Source organism: Bacillus cereus group sp. BfR-BA-01309 (genome assembly GCF_022664315.1).
Classification (GTDB): Bacteria; Bacillota; Bacilli; order Bacillales; family Bacillaceae_G; genus Bacillus_A; species Bacillus_A mobilis.
In genome coordinates, this window is record NZ_JAKUHE010000015.1 from 63,646 (window position 1) to 89,882 (window position 26,237).

Consider the following 26,237-nt stretch of genomic DNA (forward strand, 5'->3'; position numbering starts at 1 on the left):
ATAGTAGAAGTTAGAATTGTCGCATTTTATCGAAAATAAAGTTATAATAAAGGTAGAGTAGAGAAATTTAGGGGGTCTGAACATGTTTCAAGTACAAAAAGAATTAGCAAGCCATGAAGCGGTAATTGTTGCCTTATTTGAAGAAGAGAAAACGAATAGTTTTGTACAAGAACTGGACAAAGCGTTTGAAGGACAATTACAAGTTTTATTAGAAGAGAAAGAACTTTCTACGAAGAAGAAAGCTATTTCGAAAGTACATAGTTTAGGGAAAACAAATGTGAAACGTTATTATTTCGTTGGTTTAGGAAAGAAAGAATCGTATACGACAGAAACGTTACGTGCGGCTCTTGGTAAGGCGTTTAAAACGCTACAAGCAGCAAAAGTACAAGATGCAGCAATCTTGCTTGATTCTTTCGTAACAGAGAAATTAGATGCGATTGATGTAGCTCACATTACAGCAGAAGTACAAGGTCTTGGTACATATGAGTTACAAACGTATAAATCAGATCAAAAGGAACGTGTGGAGTTAGAGAAGTTCACGGCTATTACAGCAGAAGATGCACACGAAATTGAAGCTGCATTAACAGTTGGCTACGTACATGGACATGCAACAAATTCAGCTCGTACACTTGTAAATATGCCGCCAAACGTATTAACAGCAACAAAGCTTGCTGAGTATGCTGTTGAGTTAGCGGAAAAGTATGATATGGATTATAAAGTTCTTGAGAAAGAAGAGATGGAAGACCTTGGTATGGGTGCGTTACTTGCAGTAAACCAAGGATCTACTGAACCACCAAAAATGATCGCTCTTATTTATAAAGGAAAAGAAGAGTGGACAGATGTTATTGGATTCGTTGGAAAAGGAATCACATACGATACAGGTGGTTATTCATTAAAACCACGTGAAGGCATGGTCGGTATGAAAGGTGATATGGGCGGTGGCGCTGCTGTATTAGGTGCGATGGAAATTATCGGTGAACTTCGCCCGGAGCAAAATGTGATCGCTGTTATTCCATCAACTGATAACGTTGTAAGTGGTACAGCATTTAAGCCAGACGATGTAATCACGTCTATGAGCGGAAAAACAATTGAAGTATTAAATACAGATGCAGAAGGTCGTCTAGCGTTAGCTGATGGTATTACGTATGCGAAAAAACTAGGTGCAAACTATCTAATTGATGTTGCGACATTAACAGGTGGTGTAATTGTTGCGCTTGGAAATCATACGACGGGCGCAATGACAAACAATGAAGAGTTGTTTGAGCAAGTACTAGAGGCATCTATGGAAACAGATGAATCAATTTGGCAATTACCGATTTTTGATCGTGATAAAGAACGCGTGAGAAACAGTAAGTTTGCTGATTTAAATAACTCACCAGGACGTGAAGGACATGCGGTTATGGCAGGGACATTCCTAGGTGAATTTGCTGAAGATACACCATGGGTACACTTAGACATCGCTGGAACATCTGAAACATCAGGAGCGCATGATTTAGGGCCAGCTGGAGCAACAGGTGCAATGGTACGTACACTTGCAACGTTTGTTGAAAGGTTTAGTGGTGGAGAATAAGCAAAAAGATAAAGGTGAATGGTTGTTACAACTTATAAGCAATCATAAATGAAATAATAGCAAAGAAGATAATTGCATTGTTATTACTATGAGAAGTAAGTTTTTGATAACTGAATATTTTTATGAAGATTTTCCATATAAATTATTATTTTGTTTTAAACATTTATCCTGTAGTTTGATCCAAAGAAAATGACCTCCAAATGAATCGTAGATTCGTTCGAAGGTCATTTTTTAATAGTTTATTGATTATATCCGACAATTTTATTTGTATCGATATCGACGTACACTTCAACGTTTTTGGGATAGGACGTATCAGATGGGAAATGCACGAGGTAGACACTTCTCCCTTCATATTCTTCATTAAATTGACGGCTATTATGTTTATGCAATATTGTTTTGATCATTGTTGCATTTTCCCAATCACCGATAATATATTGCTTTTCTTGATTGGATAGTTGATTCCAAACTGCCTTTTTTATGCCTTTTTCTGTTTCTTGATTTTGATAGGAAATGTCTTTCGAATTATTTGTATCGATGCAACCTGTAAAAGTGAAGCATACGAAGAGTATTGTAATAAATTGCTGTAATATGTTCTTCATGGCTAGCATATCGCCTCCCTGTTCCCATACACTTCAATTAGCAGAAAGAAAATTCCTGCTATGCGAGGAAATATAAGTGTATTATATGTTTCATAATGAAAATGTATATAAGGTTCCATCTAAGGCAAATGACGTTATACCAGTTTCCTCAGATACAACAAAAATAAGTGCATCACTGACTTCAGAGAGTCCAATTGCTGCGCGGTGACGTGTTCCTAACTTTCGATTGGATGTCAAAGCTTGTTGCGATAAGGGTAGTATATTTGCTGCTGATATAATATGGTTATTATTTACAAGAACAGCACCGTCATGAAGTGAGTTTCCAGGGTAAAAAATAGATTCTAGTAATGGAACTGTTAAATGAGCCTGAATTTCTATACCAGATTGGATATATGCTTCTAATGATTTTTCTCTTTCTATAATAATAAGAGCTCCATGGCGTTTTTGAGATAATTGTCTGATTGCAGTTAATAGTTGGATATAGCAATCTGTATATGGTGATAAATATGTTTTGAGATAGTAAGAAGCGGTTGTTGATTGAATTTGTAATAGTAATTTGTGTATATCTTCGACTTTACATAAAAGGCATTTATCATTGTTCTCTAATGTGTTTTGCATATCTTGAAGTGCAAGGGAAATATCTTTGATAATCTCTTGGATATGTTGTTGTATTTCTGGTTTAAGCGCCCATTCTTGCATTGTACCTCACCTTATTCGAGAATATATTTATTTATGTATAGCTTTTCAATTTATACAAAAAGTATTCATAAGGGGTGCTGTTTTATACATTTAATGTAAAAGTTTTTGTGAGTATTAAATATAGTATTGAGGAAAATATCATTTTCACCATATAATTAAATTGTGTTTGATTGAGAGGAGAGAATTTAAAATGGAATGGAAAAAAGAATATGAACGCTGGAATACATTTGCTAGTTTGGATATAGAGTTAAAACAAGAGTTAGAGAAAATGAAACAAGATGTAAAGAAAATTGAAGACAGTTTCTACAAAAATTTAGAATTTGGTACAGGCGGTATGCGTGGTGAACTTGGTGCTGGAACAAACCGTTTGAACGTATATACAGTACGTAAGGCGACAGAAGGTTTAGCTCAATTTATTGAGAAACAAGGAGAGGAAGCAAAAGCACGTGGTGTTGTTGTTGCGTATGATTCTCGTCATAAATCTCCAGAGTTTGCAATGGAAGTAGCTGCAACACTTGGTGCACATGGTATTAAAACATACGTGTTTGAAAGCTTACGCCCAACACCGGAGCTTTCATTTGCAGTGCGTTATTTACATACATATAGTGGAATCGTTCTTACTGCGAGTCATAACCCGCCAGAATATAATGGATATAAAGTATATGGAGAAGATGGAGGACAATTACCGCCAAAAGAAGCAGATGAATTAATTTCTTATGTGGATGGTGTAAGTGATGAATTATTAGTAGAAGTTGCTAATGTTGAACAGCTGAAGCAAAATGGTTTGTTACAAATTATTGGACAAGATGTAGATGATGCATACTTGGAACAATTAAAAACAATTATTATTAATAAAGGCTTGGTAGAAAGCCAAGGGGAAGAATTAAAGATTGTTTTCACACCACTTCATGGTACTGCAAATCTCCCTGTTCGTCGTGGATTAGAAGCAGTAGGTTTTAAAAATGTAACGATTGTAAAAGAACAAGAACAACCAGATCCTAATTTTTCTACAGTAAAATCACCAAACCCAGAAGAACATGCAGCTTTTGAGTTAGCAATTCGTTATGGTACAGAGATTAAAGCAGATGTTCTAATTGCAACAGATCCAGACGCTGATCGTCTTGGTGTGGCTGTTTGTAATCATGATGGAGAATATCAAGTGTTAACAGGAAATCAAACAGGTGCTTTAATGCTAGATTACATGTTATCTCAAAAGAAAGAAAAAGGAATCTTGCCAGAGAATGGAGTTGTCTTAAAGACTATCGTTACCTCAGAATTAGGACGTACGGTGGCAAATTCTTATGGACTTGATACGATTGATACATTAACTGGATTTAAATTTATTGGAGAAAAAATTAAGCAATATGAAGAAAGTGGACAGTATAATTTCCAATTTGGTTATGAGGAAAGTTATGGTTATTTAATTAAGCCATTCTGTCGTGATAAAGATGCTGTTCAATCTGTTTTATTCGCATGTGAGGTTGCTGCATATTATAAGGCGCAAGGAAAGACATTGTATGATGGATTGCTTGAAGTGTTTGAAAAACATGGTTATTTCCGTGAGGGGCTTGTGTCATTGACCTTAAAAGGAAAAGATGGCGCAGAACAAATTCAAAACTTGATGACAACATTCCGTGAAAATTGTCCTGTAGAAGTAGCTGGTTTAAAAGTTACAATTGCTGAAGATTATAAAGCAAGCTTGAGAACGAAAATTATAGGGGATGGAACAGAGGAAATACATTTGCCACAATCAAATGTGTTAAAGTATTACCTTGAGGATGGTTCTTGGTTCTGCTTACGTCCGTCTGGGACAGAACCTAAAATTAAATTTTATTTTGGGGTGCAGGGAAGTACACTACAACATAGTGAAGAAAAGCTTGAAAGTATAAAGAATGATATTATGAATCGAGTTCAATAATATATAAAAAGCATGAGCATTAGGTGCTCATGCTTTTTTTGGGGAAACTTGGAATAAATGTTTCTTGATCGAATTTTTATCAAAATTTGTTTTTTTCGTTGTCACAAATTGGACACAAACGGTAAATGCATTTAATTAAGTTCAGAATGAAATTTTGGATCAATTATGTTAAAATTTGTTTCGTGTGTATATAAATTTAAAATGGCAATTTGTGAAAAAGTGATGATATAACTATTAATTTAAAAAAAAGAGAGTTGAGTGTATGAAAGCAACAATGAAGCATTATATATTTTTACATGTTGCCTTTTTTTTATACTCTATCATAATGGTGTATATGAAATGGGCGGCAAACTTTTCAGTTGGATCAATTTCTTTTTTTATTGCCTACATGATTCTTGTAATTCTTTTATTTGGATACGCAATAATTTGGCAGCAAGTTATTAAACCATTTGAAATATCTAAAGCGTACTCGCATCGGGGAGTCATTATTTTATGGGGACTATTATGGTCAGTTGTTTTCTTCGGTGACACAATAAAATGGAATAACTTGGTAGGTGCAGTCATTATTATTATAGGGATTGTCGTGGTGGTAAAAGATGAATAAATTTGTGTTGCTTTACATTTTTGGAGTTGTTTTAGCAAACTATTCGCAAATTTTATTAAAGAAGGCAACATTATCGAATTATGATACAAAGTGGAAAGAATATGTAAATCGCTACGTAATTGTAGGATATTCTTTATTTGTAATTAACGCCGGATTAAACGTAATTGCCTTGAAAGGTGTTCCATTAAAACAAGCGCCTGTTATTGAATCACTTAGTTATATTTTTATTTTAATATTCAGTTGGTATTTCCTTGGAGAGAAAATTACCAAAAGAAAAGTAATAGGGAATGCTATAATTATTGTAGGGATTACAATTTTTTGCATTCAATAAATATAGGGAGTTTTAAAGATGTCCATGAAAAAAGGAACAAAATGGTTAATTAGCTTTTTAATCATATTTGCAGTATTGTTATTGTATGCTAGTTCTAAATCTAGCCTCTTGAGGTCTGAAGGTGGCAATTTCAAAAATACTAAAGAAGGATTCCAGCTAAAGCAACAAGATAAGATTACACAACAGTTATCTAATAGTCATAAAAATATAGCAGCTATATCGTTACATTTTAATTCTGAAGTAAAGCAAGCTCATTTCTCTGGAGAATTGAAGTTAATTACTAAAGGTGAAACTGAGAACATTAATCTTACTTCAGATATGTTTAAAGAAGATGGGGAACTATATATACCGCTTTCGAAAAACATTCAAAAAAAATCAACAGATTTAAAAATAGTAATAGAAAACATTAAATTTGATGAAAATAAAGGGATTTATATTACTACAGCTTTTCCTATAGAAGATAAAATGATAGATGTCAATGGTGAGATGAAAGAAAATAAAGTAGTTGCTGTTGATTATCATTTATCATCTTTACCTTATTGGAAGTTGGGAGTGCTCTTAGTATTATCAGGACTAGTGGCACTATTATTAGTTTGGGCAGGGAAAAAAATTGTTGTTGAGTATGTTTTAATTGCAACGATTTTTGGAAGCTTTTTTGCTGTCTATACACCTATTCATCAAACTTCGGATGAGTGGGTTCACTTCTTAAAAAGCCAAGATGTTGCCCAAGGGAACTTTATTACACCAAAGCATGAGGGAAATGTAGGATATTTTGTTTCACAAAAAATCTTAGATACTTATTTACATCCTGTGCCAAGAAATGAAAAAATAAATCCGGATGTAGTTGATTATGTAAAACAATTTAGTATTCGACCTGACATGAAAAATCAACAATTATTTGAATCCCAAGCTACGACCGCGGTATATACAGTCATTCCGTACATACCACAAGCGATAGGAATTAAACTTGCCATGATAGCTGATACAAATATTTGGACGGCAAATATATTGGGACGTTTAGTAAATCTATTAGCATTTGTTATGATGTCTGCATATGCGCTTTATAAAATGCCTATAATGAGACGGACATTTATGTTCTTTATGTTAGCACCAATTATTATGTTCCATGCAGCAAGTTTATCTGCTGATGCAGTATTAATGGGTTCTAGCTTTATATTCATTGCATTGGTAATGCGTTTGTGGTTCAATGAAGATTTTAAAAAGTCAGAGTTTGTTGCAATGGCAGTATCGGGGATTGTAATGACGCTTTGTAAATTTACGTATTGGCCACTTTTATTACTAATGTTGTGTACAAGGGTATCAAAATACGGAATGAAAAAGAACTATTGGTTATTTAATATTGGTATAACAGGGGCCGCAGGATTACTTGTTGCGGGCTGGAACATATTTGTGATGAAATATGTAGGCGATGGTTTAAACAGTGGAAATGTATCCGCGACAGGTCAAATTTCTTATATGTTGAATCATCCTCTTGAAGCACTTAAAGTATTTATTCGTTCTTTTGATCATGGATTAGATGAGTGGTTTGAGATGTATAATACTTTTGGTTTCTTATCTACACCACTAAAAGGTATTCTATATTTATATCCGATTGTATTTGTTCTAATTGCAATAATGGATCAAAAAGAAGGAATCCCTAAGTTAGATTGGATGAAGAAATGGGGATTAAGATTTTGCAGTATTAGTGTAATTCTACTTGTTATGTTAAGTATATATATGACGTGGACAACAGTAGGTTTTCCATATGTTGTTGGAATTCAAGGGCGATACTTTATTCCGATTATTCCACTTATATTATTATTAATTCAGCAGCATTTTAAAATTAAGGTTGAGAAACCAAATATAGATATATTTGCAAGTAAGGCGGCAACCTTATTTTTGACATATGCGTTTGTATTTTGGTTTGTGAAGATATTTTAATTCAAAACACAAGGAGAGGAATTTCATTTGTCTAAAAAAAAGCTCATCATTATTCCTGCTTACAATGAATCAACAAATTTAATACATGTTGTAGAGGATATAGAAAAAAATGCTCCGGATTTTGACTATGTTATCATTAATGACTGTTCAAAAGATGATACAGAGCAAATATGTAAAGATAATAATTTTAATTATGTAAGCTTACCAATCAACTTAGGAATTGGCGGAGGAATGCAAACTGGTTATAAATATGCTCAGCGTCAGGGATATGATGTTGCGGTGCAATTTGATGGTGATGGACAACATGACGCGGCATACTTAGGTGCTCTTCTTCAGGAAATGGAGGAGACAGGAGCGGATATGGTTATTGGTTCACGTTTCATTAACAAAGAAGGATTCCAATCTTCATTTACAAGAAGACTTGGAATTCGTTTCTTTGAAAAATTAATAAGAATTGTATCGGGAAAAAGAATTACTGATGCAACTTCTGGATTTAGGATGGTAAATAACAAAATTATTAATGAGTTTTGTGAGTACTACCCGAAAGATTATCCAGAACCTGAAAGTATTGTGGCTGTACTCAGAAATAATTATCAAGTAAAAGAAGTGCCTGTGCTTATGCGAGAAAGAATGGGTGGCACATCATCTATTGTAAATTATAAAGCAATTTATTACATGATTAAGGTAACACTTGCGATTTCGATTGATCGATTGAAACCTAAAAGAAAGGAGAATGTTTCGTGACAATTCGCCTTCAAATATTAATTATATTAGGTGTGATAGTGGGGTTGGTTATTTTTACGAACTTGGTTCGTAAAGAAAAACTAGAGTTGAAATATGTGTTAACATGGTATGGCGTATTGATTGGTATTTTGATTATCGGTATTTTCCCTAAGGCCATTGATGGTATTTCAAGTGCTTTAGGTGTTGCTACACCAATTAACGCATTGTTCTTCGTAGGATTTATATTTGTTACATGTGTATTATTCTTTTTGACTGTAGTTGTATCAAGGTCTTCTATTCGGATTAAAGAATTGACACAAATTGTTGCAATTTACCAGCATGAAAATGAAAATATGAAAAAAAAGCTTGAAACAATGAACTATAAAAAACAAAAAGTAACTATTGAATAATAAATAAATAAATGAAAAAAGCCGTTAGTATGATAAATATCAATGGCTTTTTTTATTAATAGTGGAAGTTAGTTTTATAATTGTTTGTCAAATGGTGACTAATAATAACAGGTATAAAGTATCAAATGTAAAATAGATGTTATGAAGTAGCCTTGACGAATAAAGAGACAATCATGTAGAATTTGTACGGAGTGTTTTTTACAACTAAGGGGAAATTAACATGTAAAAGTCTTAGTGTAAAAAAGAGATTAATAGACATATATATTGCGGAAAACTTTTTATATAAGATAAGGGTAAAATAAATGTAGCCAATAAATATGGTTTAGCAGGGAAAAATAACAAAATAAGTCCTGTTTAAATGAATGCAAATATAAGCCAAGAAAGAGGTTATAAGCATGAAAAAAGTAAGAAAAGCTATTATTCCAGCAGCTGGTCTTGGAACACGTTTTTTACCAGCTACAAAGGCACAGCCTAAAGAAATGTTACCAATTGTTGATAAACCAACAATCCAATATATCGTTGAAGAAGCTGTAGCGGCTGGTATTGAAGATATCATTATCGTTACAGGAAAAGGAAAACGTGCGATTGAAGATCATTTCGATAATGCATTTGAATTAGAGCAAAACTTACTAGAGAAGAAAAAATATGAGTTACTTGAAAAAGTACAAGCATCTTCGAAAATGGTAGATATTCACTATATTCGTCAAAAAGAACCACAAGGTTTAGGACATGCAGTATGGTGTGCTCGTAAGTTCATTGGCGATGAGCCATTTGCTGTTCTTCTTGGTGATGATATTGTACAAGCTGAAAAACCTTGTTTAAAACAGCTTATCGATGAGTATGAGCATACACTTTCATCTGTAATTGGTGTGCAAACTGTTCAAGAAAATGAAACGCATCGCTATGGTATTATTGACCCATTAGAAAAAGAGGGACGCCGTTATCAAGTGAAGCAATTTGTTGAAAAACCAGCTCCAGGTGAAGCACCTTCAAACTTAGCAATTATGGGACGCTATGTGTTAACACCAGAAATATTCCGCTTCTTAGAAGAACAGCATATTGGTGCTGGCGGCGAAATTCAATTAACAGATGCAATCCAAAAGCTAAACGAAATTCAGCGTGTGTTTGCATACGATTTTGAAGGAAAGCGTTATGATGTTGGAGAGAAGCTAGGCTTTATTCAAACAACAATCGAAATGGCTTTACAACATGAAGAGTTAAAAGATGATTTATTAGCGATCATGGAAGAAATTGTAAATGAACAAAAAAATACTGTGAAAAATTAACTTATTTATAAATATGTGAGGTTAGACATAGTGAATTGGAGAAAGAGGTATTCTAAGATAAACATCCAGTTTACTATGTCTAATCTGTGCTTATAAGATGTTCTTTATGAGCAGGCTTGAAAAAGAAAGGAGCGCCTTTTTTGAAGACTATTACTATATTGGTACCGGCGTATAATGAAGAAGAGGTATTAGATCAATTATATAGTCGTTTAACGGGGGTATTTCAAGGCATTCCAAATTATAACTTTGAAATTTTGTTTGTTAACGACGGAAGTAAAGATCGTACATTAGATATTATTAAGGAATTTAGAGCGAATGATAAGCGAATTTCGTATGTAGACTTATCGCGAAATTTTGGCAAAGAAACAGCCATGATTGCAGGTCTTGATCATGCAATTGGAGATGCAGTAATTATCATTGATGCCGATTTACAAGATCCACCAGAATTAATCCCTGAAATGATTAAGTACTGGGAACAAGGGTATGATGATATTTATGCAAAACGACGCTCTCGTTCTGGTGAATCATGGGCGAAGAAATGGACGGCTGGTAAATTTTACAGCTTGCTAAAGAAAACAACAAGAATTCCGATCCAAGAAAATACAGGTGATTTTCGTTTACTAGACCGTCGTTGTGTTGAGGCATTAAAGAAAATTCGTGAAACGCAGCGTTATACAAAAGGGATGTTTAGCTGGATTGGTTATAATAAGAAAGAAATTTTATTCGATCGTGATCCTCGTGCTGCAGGTGAAACAAAGTGGAACTATTTCAAACTAATGGATCTTGCTATTGAAGGAATTACATCCTTTACAACAGCGCCATTGCGCCTTGCATCTTTCATGGGATTTACTGTTTCATTCTTAGCTTTTATCTATATGATTTGGATTATTATTAAGACGCTAATGTATGGTGAGTCAGTAAGTGGATATCCATCCATGATGACAGCTATTCTATTCATCGGTGGTGTACAGTTAATTTCTATCGGTATTATTGGGGAATATTTAGGACGTATCTTCAATGAAACAAAACAACGTCCGCTATATTTTGTAGATGAATATAATGATGATAAAGTAATGAATATCGATGGCGATCAAAAAATGGCGAAATTATACAGCGTAGAAGATCGTAAAGTAAAATCAAATCACTAGGGGATTAGAAGCGTGAATAATAAAGCGAAAGAATTCTTTAACTATTTACTTTTCGGTGGTTTAACGACGTTAATCAACATTGTGACGTATTTTATTTGTGCAACGTTAGTTGGAATGGATTACAAAATAGCAACAACAATTGCTTGGATTGTATCGGTACTGTTTGCGTATATTACAAATAAGAAGTATGTATTTAACAGTCAACAAACAAGTTTTGCTCACGTAGTAAAAGAGTTTGTCTACTTTATGGGATTCCGTATTGTATCTTATTTCATTGATATCGCATCTATGATTGTTTTAATTGAATGGCTAGGTATGAATGATTTAGTAGCAAAAATTATTGCAAACGTTATTGTTGTGGTCGTAAATTATTTTGCGAGTAAATATATTATTTTTAAAAAGAAGACCGATATAGAAAACGGTCAAAACGCATAAAAACAATGGCTTGGCTATATGCCGGCTATTGTTTTTTATACATAAAATTTGGTAATAAATGATTAATGAAGAATGATATGGAGGAGTATAATGCAAGCTCTGTTAGATTTATTTAAGAAAAAGAAGTTTTTATATACTTTTGCTTTTTTACTTCCTTTTTCTATTTATGGTGTAGTTTTTATTTTACTGGGTGTTGCACCGTTTGGAGCAAAATCAATCCTTGTAACTGACTTACACACACAATATGTGCAGTTTTACACGTATTTATATGATGTGTTTAAAAATGGGAAAAGTATATTTTATAGCTGGGAAGGTGGAATGGGATTAAACTTCATTGGAGTATTTGCTTATTATTTAGCTAGCCCTTTTTCACTACTCATTCTCCTGTTTGATCGTTCGCATATTCCAGAAGCGATTATGTTAATGACTTTATTAAAAACAGGATTAGCTGGTTTTACAATGACATATTATTTAAGCAATATGATGAAGCGTCGTGAAATTGCTATTACGCTATTCTCAACTTTTTATGCCTTAATGTCATTTGTAACAGTATATTCTTTCTGTGTAATGTGGTTAGATGCCATTTATTTACTACCCCTTATTATGTTAGGTATTGAAAAGCTAGTTACAGAAAAAAAATGGGTGTTATTCACATTTAGTTTAGCACTTACATTTATTACGAATTTTTATATTTCCTTTATGGTAGGGATTTTTACATTTATCTACTTTGTAGCACGTTATTGTGTGCTTTACGATATTCGAAATATAAAATTATTAATGCAAAGGTTCGTATGGTTCTGTCTTGGAACAGGGTTGGCAGGTGGAATGTCTGCATTTATTACGCTACCAACATACATGGATTTAAAGAGCAACTTTGTTGAGCGTACTAAGATTCCATTCTCTACAGCATTTAATTTTGATCCGTTTGATTTTTATGCACGATTCTTTAATGGCGTAATTGATACGACAGTAAATGGAATGCCAAACGTTTATGCAGGTGTTTTAACTGTATTACTCATTCCATTATTCTTTATTACAAAAAGAATTTCATTGAAAGAAAAGATTGTATATGGAAGCGTACTGTTATTCCTAATCCTTTCTTTTGAAATTCCGTTTTTAAATATCGCTTGGCATGGTTTTGAGCCACCAACGAATTTCCCGTATCGTTATTCATTTACATTCTCCTTTGTACTCATTTATGTAGCAGTTCGAACGTTTATGGTATTCGAAGAAGAATTAATACCAGCTTTAAAAAAGGTTGTATTGTTTAATATATTTATGCTGCTATTATTAGGAAAAGTTGCACCAAGTTATATGCAGTCAAATAAGATTGTAATTAATGCCTTTTTAATCATTATGTATGCATTATTGTTATTTGGAAAAGTTCGCTTGCGAAAAAATAAAGCGATTATCTCTTTGGCTTTATTCGCTATAGTGGGGCTAGATGTAGCAGCTAATACAGTATACATGGTTAAGTTAATGGGGTATGAATACGGATATATTAATCGTCAAGAATATGCTTCGCCGTATCCAAAATATGAAGAGACCATTCAGAAAGTAGCCGAACAGGACAAGGGGCTTTATCGCATGGAAACGACAAGAAGTGTTACATGGAATGATGCGCTACGTTTTGGATATAAGGGCTTAACACACTTTAATTCTGTGGCAAATGGTCACTTGAATTTATACATGCAAGATTTAGGTTATGGGTATCTAGAGGCATTAATTTTACAAAATGGTAAAGGGATTCTCTCGACAGATGCTTTGTTTGGTGTAAAATATATGGTTTCTGATCAACCTTTAAATAAATACGGCTGGTCTGAAATCGATCATGTTGGAAGCAATTATGTATATGAGAATAAAAATGCGCTTTCGTTCGGATACATGGTAAATAAAGATGAATTTGATGTTAAAGGAAAAGATAAGTTGAAAGTACAAAGAATCAACTATATAAATTCCTTTGAGAAGCAAAATGAATTTATCGGAACTCTAAATGGGAAACAAACAAATTATTATGCATCGTTGGAACCGTCTTCTGTAGAATATAATAATTTATCAGTTGTAGAGAGTGAAAAAACAAAAGAAGAATTTGCTATTGAAAAGAAAAAAATTGCCCAGACAAAGCAAAAGCCTATTACATTGATGAAAAATCAAGAAGGGCAAAAGGCGAGCATTAAATATACATTTGACGTAAAAGGTAAGCAACAATTATATACAAAATTACGTGTAGAACCAACGGATGTTACGAAAGTATATGTGAATGGAAAATCACTTGGTAAAAAATTCACAGAATATCCTCGTTACTATTGGAACAATGGTATTCTAGATTTAGGTTATTTTGAAAATGAAAAGGTAGAAGTTGAAGTTCAGGTAAATCGTTATTCTATAGAGATTGAACAACAACTATTTTATGGACTTGATGTAGAAGCATTTGATAAGCGAATAAATGTACTGAAACAACAGTCATTTGATGTAAAGAATTACACAAGTCGCACGGTATCAGGAAAAATTGATGTGAAGGAAGATAACTATTTATTCCTATCTATTCCATATGATAAAGGCTGGAAGGCAACAGTTGATGGTAAAGAAGCTAAGTTACTTAAATTAAATGATGCATTCCTTGGATTAGATTTAGAAAAAGGAACGCATACAATCGAATTAAAGTATACTTCCCCAGGATTTGTAATGGGAGCAGTTGTTTCGTTTATTACTTTTGTTATCACATTACTAGGCGCTTTTATTGTATCAAGGAAACAGAAAAAAATATAATAAAAAGGACTACTGATTATTTCAGTAGTCCTTTTTATTATATATACATCCCGTAATGAGGAAGAAATACATCATGAAGACGGCATTCTCTAATATGTTATAAAAGGCACTTCCTATAATAGCACCAGCAACTAAACATAAGAGAATGGGACTAAATATTGAATTTCTTCTTAGTTTCCAGAAAGTACTTAAAATTCCATATGCAAATATCGAACATAAAATGACTCCAATAAGTCCTGTTTCTGCTAGAATTTGGATGTATTGGTTGTCAGAATAAAAATTCCATGTAATATTGTACGATTTATAAATTGGTGACGAGTATGTTTGAGTAGCTGCGTCACCAAATGTACCGAAACCATAGCCGGTAATTGGTTTATCACGGAAGATTTCTAATGCTTTCTGTACATAATATATTCGACCATCTTGCTTACTTAATTCTAATGTGTCCTCTGAGAGTGCTTCTGAAAAGCGTTTTGCACCTAGAGAATCTCCTTCTAAATAGTTTGTCATGAGAGAGATTCCAGTAGCGCATATAAATGAGATGGTTAGTATAGGGATTAATGCTTTCCAATACGGTATATTAAGATGGATAATGATATAAAGTACTCCAAAGGTTATTAACGTTAAAAATGCTCCGCGTGAATAGGTTAACCATAAAGTTGTCGCGATAATTGTTAGTCCTACATAGAGTGTGTACTTCATTCGTATGGAAGCATTTTTTAATAAATATAAAGAAGTAAGAAATGCAATCGTTAAATAAAGTGCAAGTTCATTTGGGCCACCAGCCATACCATATATACGAATTTTATTAGTAGGAGCTAGATCAAGATTTTTCCATACCTCTGGTAGTAACATACTACGAAGAGAAATTTTTTCAATTAAACCTTGAATAGAAATGATAATTGCAGCCACAAAAGTTACTTTTGCAAAAAATATGAAATCATCTCGGGTGAACGACAATCGAGAGACGATATAGAATACAAAATAGTATAGTAAAAGGGTATGTAACTGCATGATTATTGCTACTAAAGATACATTGTTAATTAATCCTACAATCGCTCCGAATAAGCAAAATAGGAAATATGCGATTTCAAAGTAATGAAATGTAAAAAGTTTTGAAACTGTATTTCGATATTGAAAAATGATTTTGCATAATAGAGCGAGAATAATGAAAATCCCAATAAATTTAAACCCTGCATTGTAAGCAGATAAAAAGGGGCGCATTGGAATAAATAATAGTAAATAAGCTAAACCGAGTTTTTCATCTCGAAAAGCAGTTATTGCTAACAGTGCGGAAATGAATAGCCCGGTATAAGTTGCTGAAAATATTAATCCTACTATAATAAGGAAAATACTTAAAGTAATATAGTGAAATCGATTTAGCTGAATCATAATATATTAAGCCCCTTTAACATGATGATGGTATGCGGTAAATATGTTTCACCTCTTCTATCATTTTAGAGAAGGTGAAATGTTGTAAATAATATTCGCGTCCGCACTCTGCTAAAGAATAGTAGAGCTTTTCATCTTGTAATAATGTCGCTAGTGCAGTTGCCAATTGTTCGACATCTCCATATGGTATAGAAATACCAGATTGATTTGGAACAATAACTTCTGGTAATCCGCCAATATTTGTCGCAATCACAGGCTTTTTCATAGCAATCGCTTCAATTGCTACGTAGGATAGCCCCTCATTTTTAGAAGGAATTACGATGATATCGTGTGCACTATATTCTTTAATAATGTCATCTCGAAAACCTAATAAAGAAACGGAATCATTTAATTGTAAAGAAGTCACTAAGTCTTCTAATTGAGTTTTTAATGGACCATCTCCAATAATGTTACAGTGCCATTGTAAAGAAGGGAATTTTGTTTTTAGTTTTTGTAAGCCGTGTACTAAAAATGGTTGTCCTTTTTCTTCGCTTAACCTTCCAATTACAGCGATTTTCATCGGTTTATGAACAGAGGGTAAATTGTTTAAATAAGGATCCTCTAAGCCATTATAAATTATTTTTAATTTATCTTTTCGAACTCCTTTTTGAAGGAGTTGCTGTTTCATAAACTGTGAAATACAAATGATGGTGTCATTATAACGAGTGAATATATTATTGCACCATTTTAAAGGAAGTGACATGGGGACATCCACATGGTATGTCCAAATGACACGGATGGATGCCCCTAATAACTTTGCTAAAATTGCAATATAATTTTCACGTAAAAATTGTGCGTGAACAATATCTACTTGCTCTTTTGCAATTATTTCTTTTAGTTTCCATGCAGTTTTTATATCAAAAGGGTGTTTCATTTCTATTTGATATATGGGTATATTTAATGCTTCAAACCTATGTAAGAAAGGACCAGGAGTAGAATATACAAGAATACAACATTCTGGATCCATAGATTGAATTAAATCTAGGACGTATTTTTCTGATCCACCATCCCCAACATAATTCAAAAGGTACATAATTTTATTCATTTATATCATTCCTTTTACCTAAAAATAGCGATAGCAATTGTTGTAGTTCTTTAATCTTTAACATGTAAGTGACTAATAAGTAAACGATGGCGCCAATCGCTATTGCTAATAAAATAAGCAACTTTGTATCATGTGTAAAATGAAGCATCAGCTTGGAAGTAAACAAGCTGATAAAGGATGCCACAATGCATTTGAATAAAAAGCCACCGTAGTACAAGTTTACTGCTTCTTTCTCTTTCATGAATTTTTGGAACATCCACAATAGTATGATTACTGTACTAGCCGATGCTATTGACGTAGATAGAGCTGCACCAGCTAAGCCCATTTTGTTAACGAGTATAATACATAATATAACATTTATAATCATGGAAAAAATTGATGCGTACATAATATATCGATTCAATTTTAAAGAAAATAGTAAACGATCAAGTAAATCTTTTAAAGGTTGCATGAGAGCGGCTAGCGCATAAAATTGCAATGCAGTTGCTGTCATCATAATAGAATCTTTCCCGAATTCACCATAGTTATAAACAACTTTGACAATTTGTTCTGTAAAAAAGGTAAAATAAATAAAAACGGGAATAAATAAATATAATAATACTTTTATATTCGTTTCCATTAAATTTACGAAATCTTTCCATTTTGAGTCAGTTACATAACCGACAAATTTAGGATACATAACTGTTAAGACTGGAGCAGCGATTAATCCAAGAGGAATGAAGTATAATTTTTGGGAATAATTAAGGGCTGCAATAGATCCTTCTTCTAATCCAGATACTAGTGTACGATCCACAAGTAGATTAATTTGAATAGACATACTTGTAATGAAAGCAGGAATACTCAACTTAATCATCGTTTTTAAAGAAGGGTCTTTCCAATCGATTACAAATCGATAGCGATACCCCTCGCGCTTAGAAGCAAAATAAACAAGTGTATTTTGTACAATGTTTCCGATAATAACGCCTAATGCGAGTGCGTAAATTCCAATCCAATTAACAAGGGAAACAAATATAATAAGGGTAATACCATTTAATACAACCCATTGCATGCTTGTAATGCGAAATTTATGTAAACTGTTCAAATAAGCATTAAAAATATCAATCATGAATGTACAGAATACAGTTGGGAAAATGATTTGTAATAGGTAAGCTGATAATAAAGCTGTTTGCTCTGGGAGCCCATTTGCAAATATTGAAATAAATAAGTTCGGCTGTAGTTCAATGAGCAAAAGCGGAATGAAAAAAATAAGTAGAACAATGTTTAAAAAGTTATTCATAAATCGATATGCTTTAAGGGAATCTTTTCCCTTTAACTCCATAAAGATAGGAATGAAAGAAAAGGCGAAGGCCCCTGTGATACCAGTAAAAACAATAGTTGGTATATTTAAAGCTACAACGTATGCATCAACGGCATGGTTTGTACCGAAATAAGCTCCAAGTGTGATTTCTTTTGCAAAGCCAAGTAGCTTTCCTAAAGCTGTCCCAAGCGTAAAAAATAGTGTTACTATGAGAAATCTTTTTGTATGTTCTTGAGAGGATTCTCTCCCCATCTATAATCAAATCCTTACTTTAGTTTAATTCTTTTTCAAGCATAATTTATTTGTATCTAAAAATCAAATATATATGGAGAATAGAAAGTGCTAACCATATGAAAAAAGAGGCTATCTTCCAATAGAAGGATAGCCTCTTTAGTACGTAATAAAAACCCGATTAGGGAAGGGGAATAATAATCAAGGGAAACGGTATCTCATGCAAATATCAAAAAAACAACTTATGAAACGAAGTGACTGTTTCGATAAGCAGAACGGCGTACAGCATAGTATATGCGAGGTGCGATAATAGCACCGATAATTGTAAATGCAATATCTTTTACTGCAAACCACATCATAATCATCCAAGCAGCTTTATAACTCATATTACCACCCATAAAGAAATTGACTGCCCCGTACATATAAGTAGTACCGATAATATAAGTTAAAATGATTCCTGTGAAAGAGGCAATTGCAAATGTACTGAATGTTGGTCGTTCTTTTTGTTCTACTAGTTTTCCGGATACGTAAGCAACGATAATAAATGCAATAATAAAACCACCAGTAGGATCTAAAAGTGCTCCAAATCCAGCTTTGAAGTTAGCGAAGATTGGTGCACCAGCTAAGCCAACGAGCATATACACAGTCATTGATAATGCGCCAAGTCTACTTCCAAGAAGAAGCCCTGCTAAAATTGCGAAAAATGGTTGCATAGATAATGGGATGCCCGCTACTTGCAGGAATGGTGCCCAAGATACAATATTTGCACCAATGGCCATAAGAGCAACGAACATGGCAGCTAATGCTAAATCTAAAACATGAAATCTTCTCATAATGTTAACCTCCTGTTGTTTTTAGGTTAACATTATCGTAGCGAAAATATTTACTTGTTGTCAATCAAAATATTTTGATAAGAAGGCTTCAAATAATCTCTTAGCAACGTATACGGAATACGAAATTGCGGAATTCCGCTTGAATAAGGAGCAATCTCATATAAAGGGAAATAAATGACGAGATTGTCTGGTTCTAAAAAGAAGTGGAACTTTTTCGTGCTCATGACCTTTTCAGTTGCATCAGGAAAATAAATGCTTTCATTTTGTTTAATTTGCCTTACAATTTCAGCACGGATGACTTCTTTATATGTATCTGCTTTTTGAAATAAATCGTCTAAGTGTAGTAGCCTTTTTTCGTTTAAATCAAATGTGTTTGCCTTCCACGTATAAAGACCGTGTGCTCCACCTGTATATTGATAGTAATTCACATATAGACTAAGAAAAGGTGGTTTATTTAAGGAGACTTTATAATCAACATTCGCCACATACGGGTGAAATGGTGTACTAGATCCTTCTGTTTCTTTATAATATTTTTTTGCGTCTTTTTCTAATTGGGCTTTAAATTTGTCAGTAGATTTCTTGTAATAGAAATTGAGCTTATTTTGAAATTTAGAATCGGAAAAATTGTGAAAAGAAGGTCTGTTAATTTGATATTCTATATAAGGTTTCTTACCTTTTTGCGTCACAGTCTGAACATCGATTGTCAGGTTGGATGCTTTGGCTGCTAGTGCACAATTTGGTACAATAGTCAGCAAGGAGAACATAAGCAGTAATATACAAAATTTCTGTTTCATTTAGGTGAAACCTCCTTATATAAGTGTTATAAGTAGTTTGAAAATAAACAGGTAAAATTATACATTTAATTAAAGTAAGAGAAGGGGGAAACGAGATGGCAAAAACTTTAATGGATTCACTTGGAATCGAGTTGTTAGAGATGACAGAGGATAAGGTAGTTGCTACGATGCCTGTAGATGAGCGTACGCATCAGCCGTTTGGATTTTTACATGGTGGTGCTTCTGTTGCATTAGCAGAAACAGTAGCAAGCGTTGGTTCATACAATTTAATTGATCAAGAGAAATGTATTTGTTTCGGTCTAGAAATTAATGCAAATCACATTCGCTCAAAGAAAGATGGAATTGTAACAGCGATTGGGACACCGATACATAGAGGACATTCAACGATGGTTTGGGATGTGCGTATCATCGATGAAAATGATGATTTACTATGTATATCACGATGTACAGTAGCAATTAAAGAAAAACGTGAAAAGTAAAAAAGAGGCGCTCTCATGAGCTGCCTCTTTTTCTTATCATTAGAACTGGATTTTCTTCTCTAAGAAACCTTTTAGTTCGCTAATTGGCATACGAACTTGTTCCATTGTGTCACGGTCACGTACTGTAACAGCTTTGTCTTCAACTGAGTCGAAGTCATAAGTGATACAGAATGGTGTACCGATTTCGTCTTGACGACGGTAACGTTTACCGATAGAACCAGTTTCGTCGAAGTCTACCATGAAGTCTTTAGCTAATTCTGCGAATACTTCAGTAGCACCTTCAGATAGCTTTTTAGATAATGGTAAGATAGCTGCTTTGTATGGTGCTAAAGCAGGGTGGAAACGAAGAACTGTACGAGAATCGTTTTCTAATTGCTCTTCTTCATATGCATCACATAAGAATGCTAATGTTACGCGGTCAGCACCTAAAGATGGCTCGATGCAGTACGGTACGTAACGCTCATTCGTTTGTGGATCGATATAGTTAAAGTCTTCGTTAGAGTGTTCCATGTGACGTTTTAAATCGAAGTCTGTACGAGATGCTACGCCCCATAGTTCGCCCCAACCGAATGGGAATCGGAATTCAATATCAGTTGTTGCGTTACTGTAGTGAGATAACTCTTCTTCACCGTGGTCACGAAGACGCATGCTTTCTTCAGTCATACCAAGTGAAAGTAACCAGTTCTTACAAGTTTCACGCCAGAATGCGAACCACTCTAAATCTTCACCAGGTTTACAGAAGAATTCAAGTTCCATTTGTTCGAATTCACGTGTACGGAATGTGAAGTTACCAGGCGTGATTTCGTTACGGAAGCTCTTACCGATTTGGCCAATACCAAATGGAAGTTTTTTACGCATAGAGCGTTGTACGTTTTTGAAGTTTACGAAAATACCTTGTGCTGTTTCAGGACGAAGGAAGATTTCGTTTGTGCTAGACTCTGTAACACCTTGGAAAGTTTTGAACATTAAGTTGAACTGACGGATTTCAGTGAATTCTTCACTACCACAATCAGGACATTTTACTTCATGCTCTTTCATTAAGTCAGCCATTTGGTCGAAAGTAAGACCATCAACAACCATTTCGATGCCTTTTGCATCTAATGCATCTTCAATTAATTTGTCAGCACGGTGACGCGCTTTACATTTTTTACAATCGATCATTGGATCGTTGAAGTTACCAACGTGACCAGAAGCGATCCAAGTTTTTGGGTTCATTAAAATAGCTGCGTCTAAACCAACGTTGTATGGAGATTCTTGAATGAATTTTTTCCACCAAGCTTTTTTAACGTTATTTTTTAATTCGATTCCAAGTGGACCGTAATCCCAAGTGTTTGCAAGACCACCGTAAATTTCAGAACCAGGGAAAACAAAACCGCGATGTTTCGCTAAGTTTACAACTTGTTCCATTGAATACATAATAAAATCCTCCTTTTGAAAGTTAACGTATTGGCGATGACGTGCTCTCGTACTGGTGAAACGAGCAGTATATGCTTTGAAAACATAAAAAAACGCTCATCCCAAGGCTTAATTGCCTAGGGACGAGCGTTTGCCCGCGGTTCCACCCTAGTTGATACACAACAGGTGCATCCACTTTATCACGTATTGCTCGGGACTGCCGTTTCCTTGCGGCTTCAGGCTTTCACTATCCCTGAATCGCTTTTTGTGCAAGTACTTATAAGTCCGTCATCGCTACTTATATTAATAATAATGAACATATTCTAACACGTTCTTTTTTAAATCTCAATAGAGGAACGTGTCTATCTATGATAGAGTCTCGCCTATTTCTTCGTGATTTATTCCGTAATTTTGTTTAATGTGCTTAATTGCTTCACGTTTACTAAGCGGAGCAAGCTCGTTATTTTGCACGTATTCCCAAACGACATCAGGCTTCGTTTTTGCATATTCGCGAAGGACCCAGCCAATCGCTTTTTGAATGAAAAATTCTTTTGAAGAATGTAGTTGTCCAATAATCCAGAAAAGAAGTTCTTCATCCATCTTTTGTTTATATTTTAGCTGGAATAAAATAGCGGCGCGTTGTAACCATATGTTATCTGATGCAATCCATTTTGGAATATAGGCAGAAATTAATTCCGGATGTTTTAAAAAGATACCACCTAAAAATGTAGGGACGATACTATCAACAGAATCCCACCAGGATTTTGTTACAATGAGTTCTTCTAAAAACGGAATATGCGTTTCGTTTATATGCTTTTTATATTTTTGCATAATATCGAGTGCGGCCGCTTGAAATTCACGTTCGGGTAAATCCCAAAGCTCACGTACGATAACTTGGAAATCTTTTTGATCTGGGAGAGTATGTATTTGGATGACGTCTTTCAATAGTTGTCTTCTTTCAGGTGTTTGAATACCGAGAAATGGGAAGTGATTTTTCATATAACGTGCCATCGGTTCCGCTTTTTCAAGGTTTTTATGAGCTGTGAAATGCTCTTGTAATGCTTGTACAAATGGATGCATAAGTCCGTTCTGCTACTAAAAATATAGACAAATGTATATTCTTAGAGTATTCCTGTTTCTACGTGTCCTGTCTCGCTAATCACTCGCTACTACAGTTTGCTATAACACTCCACAGGCGTAAATTCCGATGTAGCCCACCGTACATATATACAATCTATTTACGTTAGTATTGTATATTTTTTTGCTTGTAAAAGGTTGATAGATGCATTTAAATCTCTATCCATTACATTTCCACAATCACATGTATATACTCGGTCAGACAGCTTTAAATCCGACTTTTTTTGACCGCAACATGAACATATTTTAGAAGATGGATAGAATCTGTCCGCTTGCCGTAGTTCAATTCCATATTCCCTACATTTCGTTGATAACCATGTTTTAAAAGCATAAAAACATTGTTGCGCTACAGCTTTAGATAGATGTTTATTCTTCATCATACCTTTCACATTCAAATCTTCCACTGTAATAAACGTTGGATTGGTTTTCACCACATTCGTTACAATAGACTTTACATACTCTATTCGAATATTCGCTAATCGAGCATGCAACTTTTGCACTCTAAGAACATTTTTATCTATATTCACTCTTTTATTAGTAACAGATTTTTCACCTCTCTTTTTTAGATTTTCAAATTTACGTGCTAAAGAGCGTTGTTCACGTTTTCACCGTTTTTCTATCTTTTTTACTTTTATTGTTTTGTTGATGTTTTCATGAACGATACCATCGCTACGTGTAGCAAAATCCTTCACTCCTAAATCAATCCCTAGTGAGTACTAACTTTGTTGCCATTTCTTCCAATTCGCAAAGTACAGATACAAAATATCTTCCTGCTCTTTGATATACTGTGCCACTCTTTACAGTTGCATTTTTAGGGATATACCCATATTCTTTTAACCTTGTCCAACCAATTGTGGGGATTTTTACTCTATGTCTTTCTACTGTCCAATCTGTTTTGTTGTTTTTCGGAAAGTAGCACTTCACATCTTGCTTCCTCTTTTTTTTATATCGTGGAAACTGAGATAAACCTTTAAAAAATCGCTTAAAAGCTTTATCTCCATTCATAATCGCTTGTTTTACCGCTTTGCTCGACACTTCTTTAATCCACTGATCACACTCTTTTGTATGAATTTTGTTTAGCCATTTGGAAAAGTCATAGCCACTAAGAAATTTCCCCTCCGACTCATATGCCTCTTTATTTTTAGAAATATACAGGTTATATACATATCGACACACCCCAATAGTTTGACGGATTTTACTAACTTGTTCAGTTGTCGGTTTGATTTCTATTAAATATGCTCTTTTCATAAGTCTCCATCCTCCGACATTTTCTTTTTGTATTTTCTCAACCCATATATTCTACAGCTAAATACATGAATGATAGATATTAAATCCTGAACAAGTTCTTCTTGAGGAGATAGTTTTTCATTGTTAACAATCATAATTTTCACTCCCATTTTACGAAGAAACTTTTCAAACCAATCATATCCAAAACGTACAAATCTATCTTTGTGTGCAATGATGATAGTCGAAATATTGCTTTCCATACAACTGTCAATCAGGTTAATCCACTGTTTTCTTTTGTAGTTTAATCCGCTACCAATATCTTTGATAACTTCATCTACAATCATCCCTCGTGCATTTGCGAATGTTTTTAAAAACTCAACCTGATTTTCTAAATCATCTTTCTGACCTGGATTTGATACTCTTGTGTAAATAACTACTTTGCCTACTTTATTTTCTTCTTGAATACCCATATATTCCTTATACTGTTCTTCTGTACAGTATAATCTTCCTTTTGGGTTTCGGTAAGCAGTTAAAACACCTTGATTGTCCCACTTTTGCAATGTTAAGCATTTCTGAAAATTCTTTTGGTTTATATTGTTTCATAATTACTTTTTACTATATATGTCTATGTTTTTGTTTACTGTTTCTTTCTCCTTTCTTATTACCTTTCTCATACCATTATACAGAGAGTTTGGTTAAATTTTAAAACATAACTTGCTATGTAATGAAATATGTTGAGAGTAGAGAGGAGAGGATAAGATGGAAGATCAAGGCGTACTAGCAGGTTTCTTTGCTCTTAGTTTTGCGTTTATTCTTGTTATATTGATTTGGGCAATTATTGCGTATTTGTTAACGGCTTTTGCACTTTATACGATGGCGAAAAATGATGGTGCAACTGATGGTGTTCTTGCGTTTATTCCTTTTATAAATAGTAAGATCTGGGGTGATTTAGCGAAAGATAAATTACCAGATTTCTTGAAAGAAGAAGCAGGATGGAAAGTATTCGGCATATATGTCGCATGTTTCATCTTTAACTTCGTACCAATTCTATATTTAATAGCAACAGCTGTATCCATTGTTCTATCTATTTATCTCATCTACGCAATTTTAGACAGGTACGGAACGAATTCTATATTGTTTACAATTATTCATACAATCACGTTTTCAGTTTTCTTACCGATTCACTTATTTATTATTCGGAATGAGCCGGTAAGATATAACGAGTAGATATATGCGGGGAGCTGTTTCGAAGATATTTTGGAACAGCTTTTTGTTGGTTAATTGATATTTCGTTGACTAAGAAAAAAGGCTGTGGAGAAATTCTTCTCCACAGCTTGTTTTTTTAGCTTTCGGCAAGCCGAACATAGAAAAAATATGGTTAAGTTGCTCGACTTGAATCAGGAATTACACCCGCCGAAGCGCAAAATCTCCACCATACGATGAGTTAACATTAAGAACCAAAAATAAGGTTTTTTGTTAAAAATATAAAAAAGTAACGTTTTAATATTTAATTTATCAAATTAAATATATTAAAATATATTTATAATATTTTCTTGTAATAAAGTAAAATTATGTAAAATAAATGGATCTGAAAAGTATAGCGCAGCTGTTGTATATTCTAATACTTACCCAAGGGGTACGATTTATTACAGTGGTGGCTCTTTCACTATTAATCCTTAAATGAACTAGGAGTGATAAAAATGGTGTATGGACAAGTTAATCATACAGTCATTAATCCTATATGGGTTGTTGGTTCTATAGTTCTGGTTATAGCGTTATTTTTTGCTATTAGAAGTTTGATTCGATTTTTAAAGAAATAAAGAACTGTTCTGAGCGTTAAAAGAGTCCGATTGAAGGACTCTTTTTTATTTTACAGCTTGTCAATTTAAGTACGACAGTTCCTCCTGAAACGCTTCATGGGCAGTTTTCTAAACT

Annotated in this window: 22 protein-coding genes and 2 pseudogenes; 13 read left to right on the top strand and 11 right to left on the bottom strand. The window is 33.8% G+C overall.

Annotation, left to right across the window (positions count from 1 at the left end; genetic code table 11):
- Nucleotides 1-82: 82 nt before the first annotated feature.
- Entirely contained in the window at nucleotides 83-1,570 is a 1,488-nt protein-coding gene (gene pepA, locus MR115_RS23425; protein WP_242242945.1) for a cytosol aminopeptidase, read from the top strand.
- A gap of 239 nt (nucleotides 1,571-1,809) precedes the next feature.
- Here the strand turns inward: pepA and MR115_RS23430 are convergent, their stop codons facing one another.
- Both MR115_RS23430 and cdaS read right to left on the bottom strand, forming a co-directional pair.
- Nucleotides 1,810-2,169, bottom strand: coding sequence for a hypothetical protein (locus MR115_RS23430; RefSeq protein ID WP_003295594.1), 360 nt, complete (start codon nucleotides 2,167-2,169; stop codon nucleotides 1,810-1,812).
- Between the two features lie 90 nt (nucleotides 2,170-2,259).
- Nucleotides 2,260-2,868 carry a sporulation-specific diadenylate cyclase CdaS gene (gene cdaS / locus MR115_RS23435; protein WP_064460051.1) on the bottom strand — a complete coding sequence of 203 codons (609 nt, stop codon included), beginning with the start codon at nucleotides 2,866-2,868 and terminating at the stop codon, nucleotides 2,260-2,262.
- Between the two features lie 190 nt (nucleotides 2,869-3,058).
- On the opposite strand from cdaS, the gene MR115_RS23440 reads away from it, so the two are divergent.
- From MR115_RS23440 to MR115_RS23485, 10 genes are all read left to right on the top strand, one after another.
- The gene (locus MR115_RS23440) at nucleotides 3,059-4,786 is read left to right on the top strand and encodes a phospho-sugar mutase (protein WP_242242946.1); all 1,728 of its coding nucleotides are present in this window, start codon (nucleotides 3,059-3,061) and stop codon (nucleotides 4,784-4,786) included.
- A 262-nt stretch (nucleotides 4,787-5,048) separates the two neighbouring features.
- The gene (locus tag MR115_RS23445) at nucleotides 5,049-5,390 is read left to right on the top strand and encodes a hypothetical protein (protein WP_000648431.1); all 342 of its coding nucleotides are present in this window, start codon (nucleotides 5,049-5,051) and stop codon (nucleotides 5,388-5,390) included.
- Entirely contained in the window at nucleotides 5,383-5,721 is a 339-nt protein-coding gene (locus MR115_RS23450; protein ID WP_001032266.1) for an EamA family transporter, read from the top strand. The genes MR115_RS23445 and MR115_RS23450 overlap by 8 nt, the downstream gene beginning before the upstream one ends.
- Before the next feature lie 18 nt (nucleotides 5,722-5,739).
- Nucleotides 5,740-7,662, top strand: coding sequence for a DUF2142 domain-containing protein (locus MR115_RS23455; protein ID WP_242242947.1), 1,923 nt, complete (start codon nucleotides 5,740-5,742; stop codon nucleotides 7,660-7,662).
- A 27-nt stretch (nucleotides 7,663-7,689) separates the two neighbouring features.
- Nucleotides 7,690-8,406, top strand: a complete 717-nt coding sequence (locus tag MR115_RS23460; protein WP_000038287.1) for a glycosyltransferase family 2 protein — start codon at nucleotides 7,690-7,692, stop codon at nucleotides 8,404-8,406.
- Nucleotides 8,403-8,795, top strand: coding sequence for a DUF2304 domain-containing protein (locus MR115_RS23465; RefSeq protein WP_000155508.1), 393 nt, complete (start codon nucleotides 8,403-8,405; stop codon nucleotides 8,793-8,795). Before MR115_RS23460 ends, MR115_RS23465 begins: the two co-directional genes overlap by 4 nt.
- A gap of 395 nt (nucleotides 8,796-9,190) precedes the next feature.
- Nucleotides 9,191-10,081 (top strand): UTP--glucose-1-phosphate uridylyltransferase GalU, encoded by an 891-nt coding sequence (galU, locus tag MR115_RS23470; protein ID WP_088123645.1) that lies wholly within the window; start codon nucleotides 9,191-9,193, stop codon nucleotides 10,079-10,081.
- A gap of 140 nt (nucleotides 10,082-10,221) precedes the next feature.
- Nucleotides 10,222-11,229, top strand: a complete 1,008-nt coding sequence (locus tag MR115_RS23475; RefSeq protein ID WP_242242948.1) for a glycosyltransferase family 2 protein — start codon at nucleotides 10,222-10,224, stop codon at nucleotides 11,227-11,229.
- Between the two features lie 12 nt (nucleotides 11,230-11,241).
- Nucleotides 11,242-11,664, top strand: coding sequence for a GtrA family protein (locus MR115_RS23480; RefSeq protein ID WP_001060120.1), 423 nt, complete (start codon nucleotides 11,242-11,244; stop codon nucleotides 11,662-11,664).
- A gap of 90 nt (nucleotides 11,665-11,754) precedes the next feature.
- The gene (locus tag MR115_RS23485) at nucleotides 11,755-14,433 is read left to right on the top strand and encodes a YfhO family protein (protein WP_242242949.1); all 2,679 of its coding nucleotides are present in this window, start codon (nucleotides 11,755-11,757) and stop codon (nucleotides 14,431-14,433) included.
- A gap of 21 nt (nucleotides 14,434-14,454) precedes the next feature.
- On the opposite strand, the gene MR115_RS23490 is transcribed toward MR115_RS23485, so the two are convergent.
- The 5 genes from MR115_RS23490 to MR115_RS23510 all read right to left on the bottom strand — a co-directional run bounded on the left by MR115_RS23490 (nucleotide 14,455) and on the right by MR115_RS23510 (nucleotide 20,064).
- Nucleotides 14,455-15,825: an O-antigen ligase family protein gene (locus MR115_RS23490; protein ID WP_242242950.1), complete on the bottom strand. Its 1,371-nt coding sequence runs from the start codon at nucleotides 15,823-15,825 to the stop codon at nucleotides 14,455-14,457.
- A gap of 16 nt (nucleotides 15,826-15,841) precedes the next feature.
- A complete protein-coding gene (locus MR115_RS23495; protein ID WP_242242951.1) occupies nucleotides 15,842-16,909 on the bottom strand; it encodes a glycosyltransferase in 1,068 nt (355 codons plus the stop codon).
- Nucleotides 16,902-18,458: a murein biosynthesis integral membrane protein MurJ gene (gene murJ / locus MR115_RS23500; RefSeq protein WP_000532294.1), complete on the bottom strand. Its 1,557-nt coding sequence runs from the start codon at nucleotides 18,456-18,458 to the stop codon at nucleotides 16,902-16,904. Before murJ ends, MR115_RS23495 begins: the two co-directional genes overlap by 8 nt.
- A 221-nt stretch (nucleotides 18,459-18,679) precedes the next feature.
- Nucleotides 18,680-19,270, bottom strand: a complete 591-nt coding sequence (locus tag MR115_RS23505) for a biotin transporter BioY (RefSeq protein ID WP_001252152.1) — start codon at nucleotides 19,268-19,270, stop codon at nucleotides 18,680-18,682.
- A 50-nt stretch (nucleotides 19,271-19,320) separates the two neighbouring features.
- Nucleotides 19,321-20,064 carry a DUF3298 and DUF4163 domain-containing protein gene (locus MR115_RS23510; RefSeq protein ID WP_242242952.1) on the bottom strand — a complete coding sequence of 248 codons (744 nt, stop codon included), beginning with the start codon at nucleotides 20,062-20,064 and terminating at the stop codon, nucleotides 19,321-19,323.
- Between the two features lie 95 nt (nucleotides 20,065-20,159).
- On the opposite strand from MR115_RS23510, the gene MR115_RS23515 reads away from it, so the two are divergent.
- Complete coding sequence (locus MR115_RS23515; protein ID WP_001140610.1) at nucleotides 20,160-20,543, top strand: hotdog fold thioesterase; 384 nt, start codon at nucleotides 20,160-20,162, stop codon at nucleotides 20,541-20,543.
- Nucleotides 20,544-20,582: 39 nt separating this feature from the next.
- Here the strand turns inward: MR115_RS23515 and MR115_RS23520 are convergent, their stop codons facing one another.
- From MR115_RS23520 to MR115_RS23535, 4 genes and pseudogenes are all read right to left on the bottom strand, one after another.
- A complete protein-coding gene (locus tag MR115_RS23520) occupies nucleotides 20,583-21,959 on the bottom strand; it encodes a glycine--tRNA ligase (protein ID WP_000287155.1) in 1,377 nt (458 codons plus the stop codon).
- Between the two features lie 345 nt (nucleotides 21,960-22,304).
- Nucleotides 22,305-23,018, bottom strand: a complete 714-nt coding sequence (locus MR115_RS23525) for a DNA alkylation repair protein (RefSeq protein WP_242242953.1) — start codon at nucleotides 23,016-23,018, stop codon at nucleotides 22,305-22,307.
- A gap of 158 nt (nucleotides 23,019-23,176) precedes the next feature.
- A pseudogene (locus MR115_RS23530) lies at nucleotides 23,177-24,323 on the bottom strand (RNA-guided endonuclease InsQ/TnpB family protein).
- Nucleotides 24,320-24,905 (bottom strand): annotated as a pseudogene (locus MR115_RS23535) (IS607 family transposase). The pseudogenes MR115_RS23530 and MR115_RS23535 overlap by 4 nt, the downstream one beginning before the upstream one ends.
- A gap of 156 nt (nucleotides 24,906-25,061) precedes the next feature.
- Here MR115_RS23535 and MR115_RS23540 point away from each other — a divergent pair.
- Complete coding sequence (locus tag MR115_RS23540) at nucleotides 25,062-25,529, top strand: hypothetical protein (RefSeq protein WP_242242954.1); 468 nt, start codon at nucleotides 25,062-25,064, stop codon at nucleotides 25,527-25,529.
- Nucleotides 25,530-26,237: the final 708 nt, after the last annotated feature.

What these genes read in the sequence shown, in the direction of transcription:
- pepA (WP_242242945.1), top strand. Translation starts at nt 83, where the DNA reads ATGTTTCAAGTACAAAAAGAATTAGCAAGCCATGAAGCGGTAATTGTT.
- MR115_RS23430 (WP_003295594.1), bottom strand. Translation starts at nt 2,169, where the DNA reads ATGAAGAACATATTACAGCAATTTATTACAATACTCTTCGTATGCTTC.
- cdaS (WP_064460051.1), bottom strand. Translation starts at nt 2,868, where the DNA reads ATGCAAGAATGGGCGCTTAAACCAGAAATACAACAACATATCCAAGAG.
- MR115_RS23440 (WP_242242946.1), top strand. Translation starts at nt 3,059, where the DNA reads ATGGAATGGAAAAAAGAATATGAACGCTGGAATACATTTGCTAGTTTG.
- MR115_RS23445 (WP_000648431.1), top strand. Translation starts at nt 5,049, where the DNA reads ATGAAAGCAACAATGAAGCATTATATATTTTTACATGTTGCCTTTTTT.
- MR115_RS23450 (WP_001032266.1), top strand. Translation starts at nt 5,383, where the DNA reads ATGAATAAATTTGTGTTGCTTTACATTTTTGGAGTTGTTTTAGCAAAC.
- MR115_RS23455 (WP_242242947.1), top strand. Translation starts at nt 5,740, where the DNA reads ATGTCCATGAAAAAAGGAACAAAATGGTTAATTAGCTTTTTAATCATA.
- galU (WP_088123645.1), top strand. Translation starts at nt 9,191, where the DNA reads ATGAAAAAAGTAAGAAAAGCTATTATTCCAGCAGCTGGTCTTGGAACA.
- MR115_RS23485 (WP_242242949.1), top strand. Translation starts at nt 11,755, where the DNA reads ATGCAAGCTCTGTTAGATTTATTTAAGAAAAAGAAGTTTTTATATACT.
- MR115_RS23490 (WP_242242950.1), bottom strand. Translation starts at nt 15,825, where the DNA reads ATGATTCAGCTAAATCGATTTCACTATATTACTTTAAGTATTTTCCTT.
- MR115_RS23495 (WP_242242951.1), bottom strand. Translation starts at nt 16,909, where the DNA reads ATGAATAAAATTATGTACCTTTTGAATTATGTTGGGGATGGTGGATCA.
- murJ (WP_000532294.1), bottom strand. Translation starts at nt 18,458, where the DNA reads ATGGGGAGAGAATCCTCTCAAGAACATACAAAAAGATTTCTCATAGTA.
- MR115_RS23505 (WP_001252152.1), bottom strand. Translation starts at nt 19,270, where the DNA reads ATGAGAAGATTTCATGTTTTAGATTTAGCATTAGCTGCCATGTTCGTT.
- MR115_RS23510 (WP_242242952.1), bottom strand. Translation starts at nt 20,064, where the DNA reads ATGAAACAGAAATTTTGTATATTACTGCTTATGTTCTCCTTGCTGACT.
- MR115_RS23515 (WP_001140610.1), top strand. Translation starts at nt 20,160, where the DNA reads ATGGCAAAAACTTTAATGGATTCACTTGGAATCGAGTTGTTAGAGATG.
- MR115_RS23520 (WP_000287155.1), bottom strand. Translation starts at nt 21,959, where the DNA reads ATGTATTCAATGGAACAAGTTGTAAACTTAGCGAAACATCGCGGTTTT.
- MR115_RS23525 (WP_242242953.1), bottom strand. Translation starts at nt 23,018, where the DNA reads ATGCATCCATTTGTACAAGCATTACAAGAGCATTTCACAGCTCATAAA.
- MR115_RS23540 (WP_242242954.1), top strand. Translation starts at nt 25,062, where the DNA reads ATGGAAGATCAAGGCGTACTAGCAGGTTTCTTTGCTCTTAGTTTTGCG.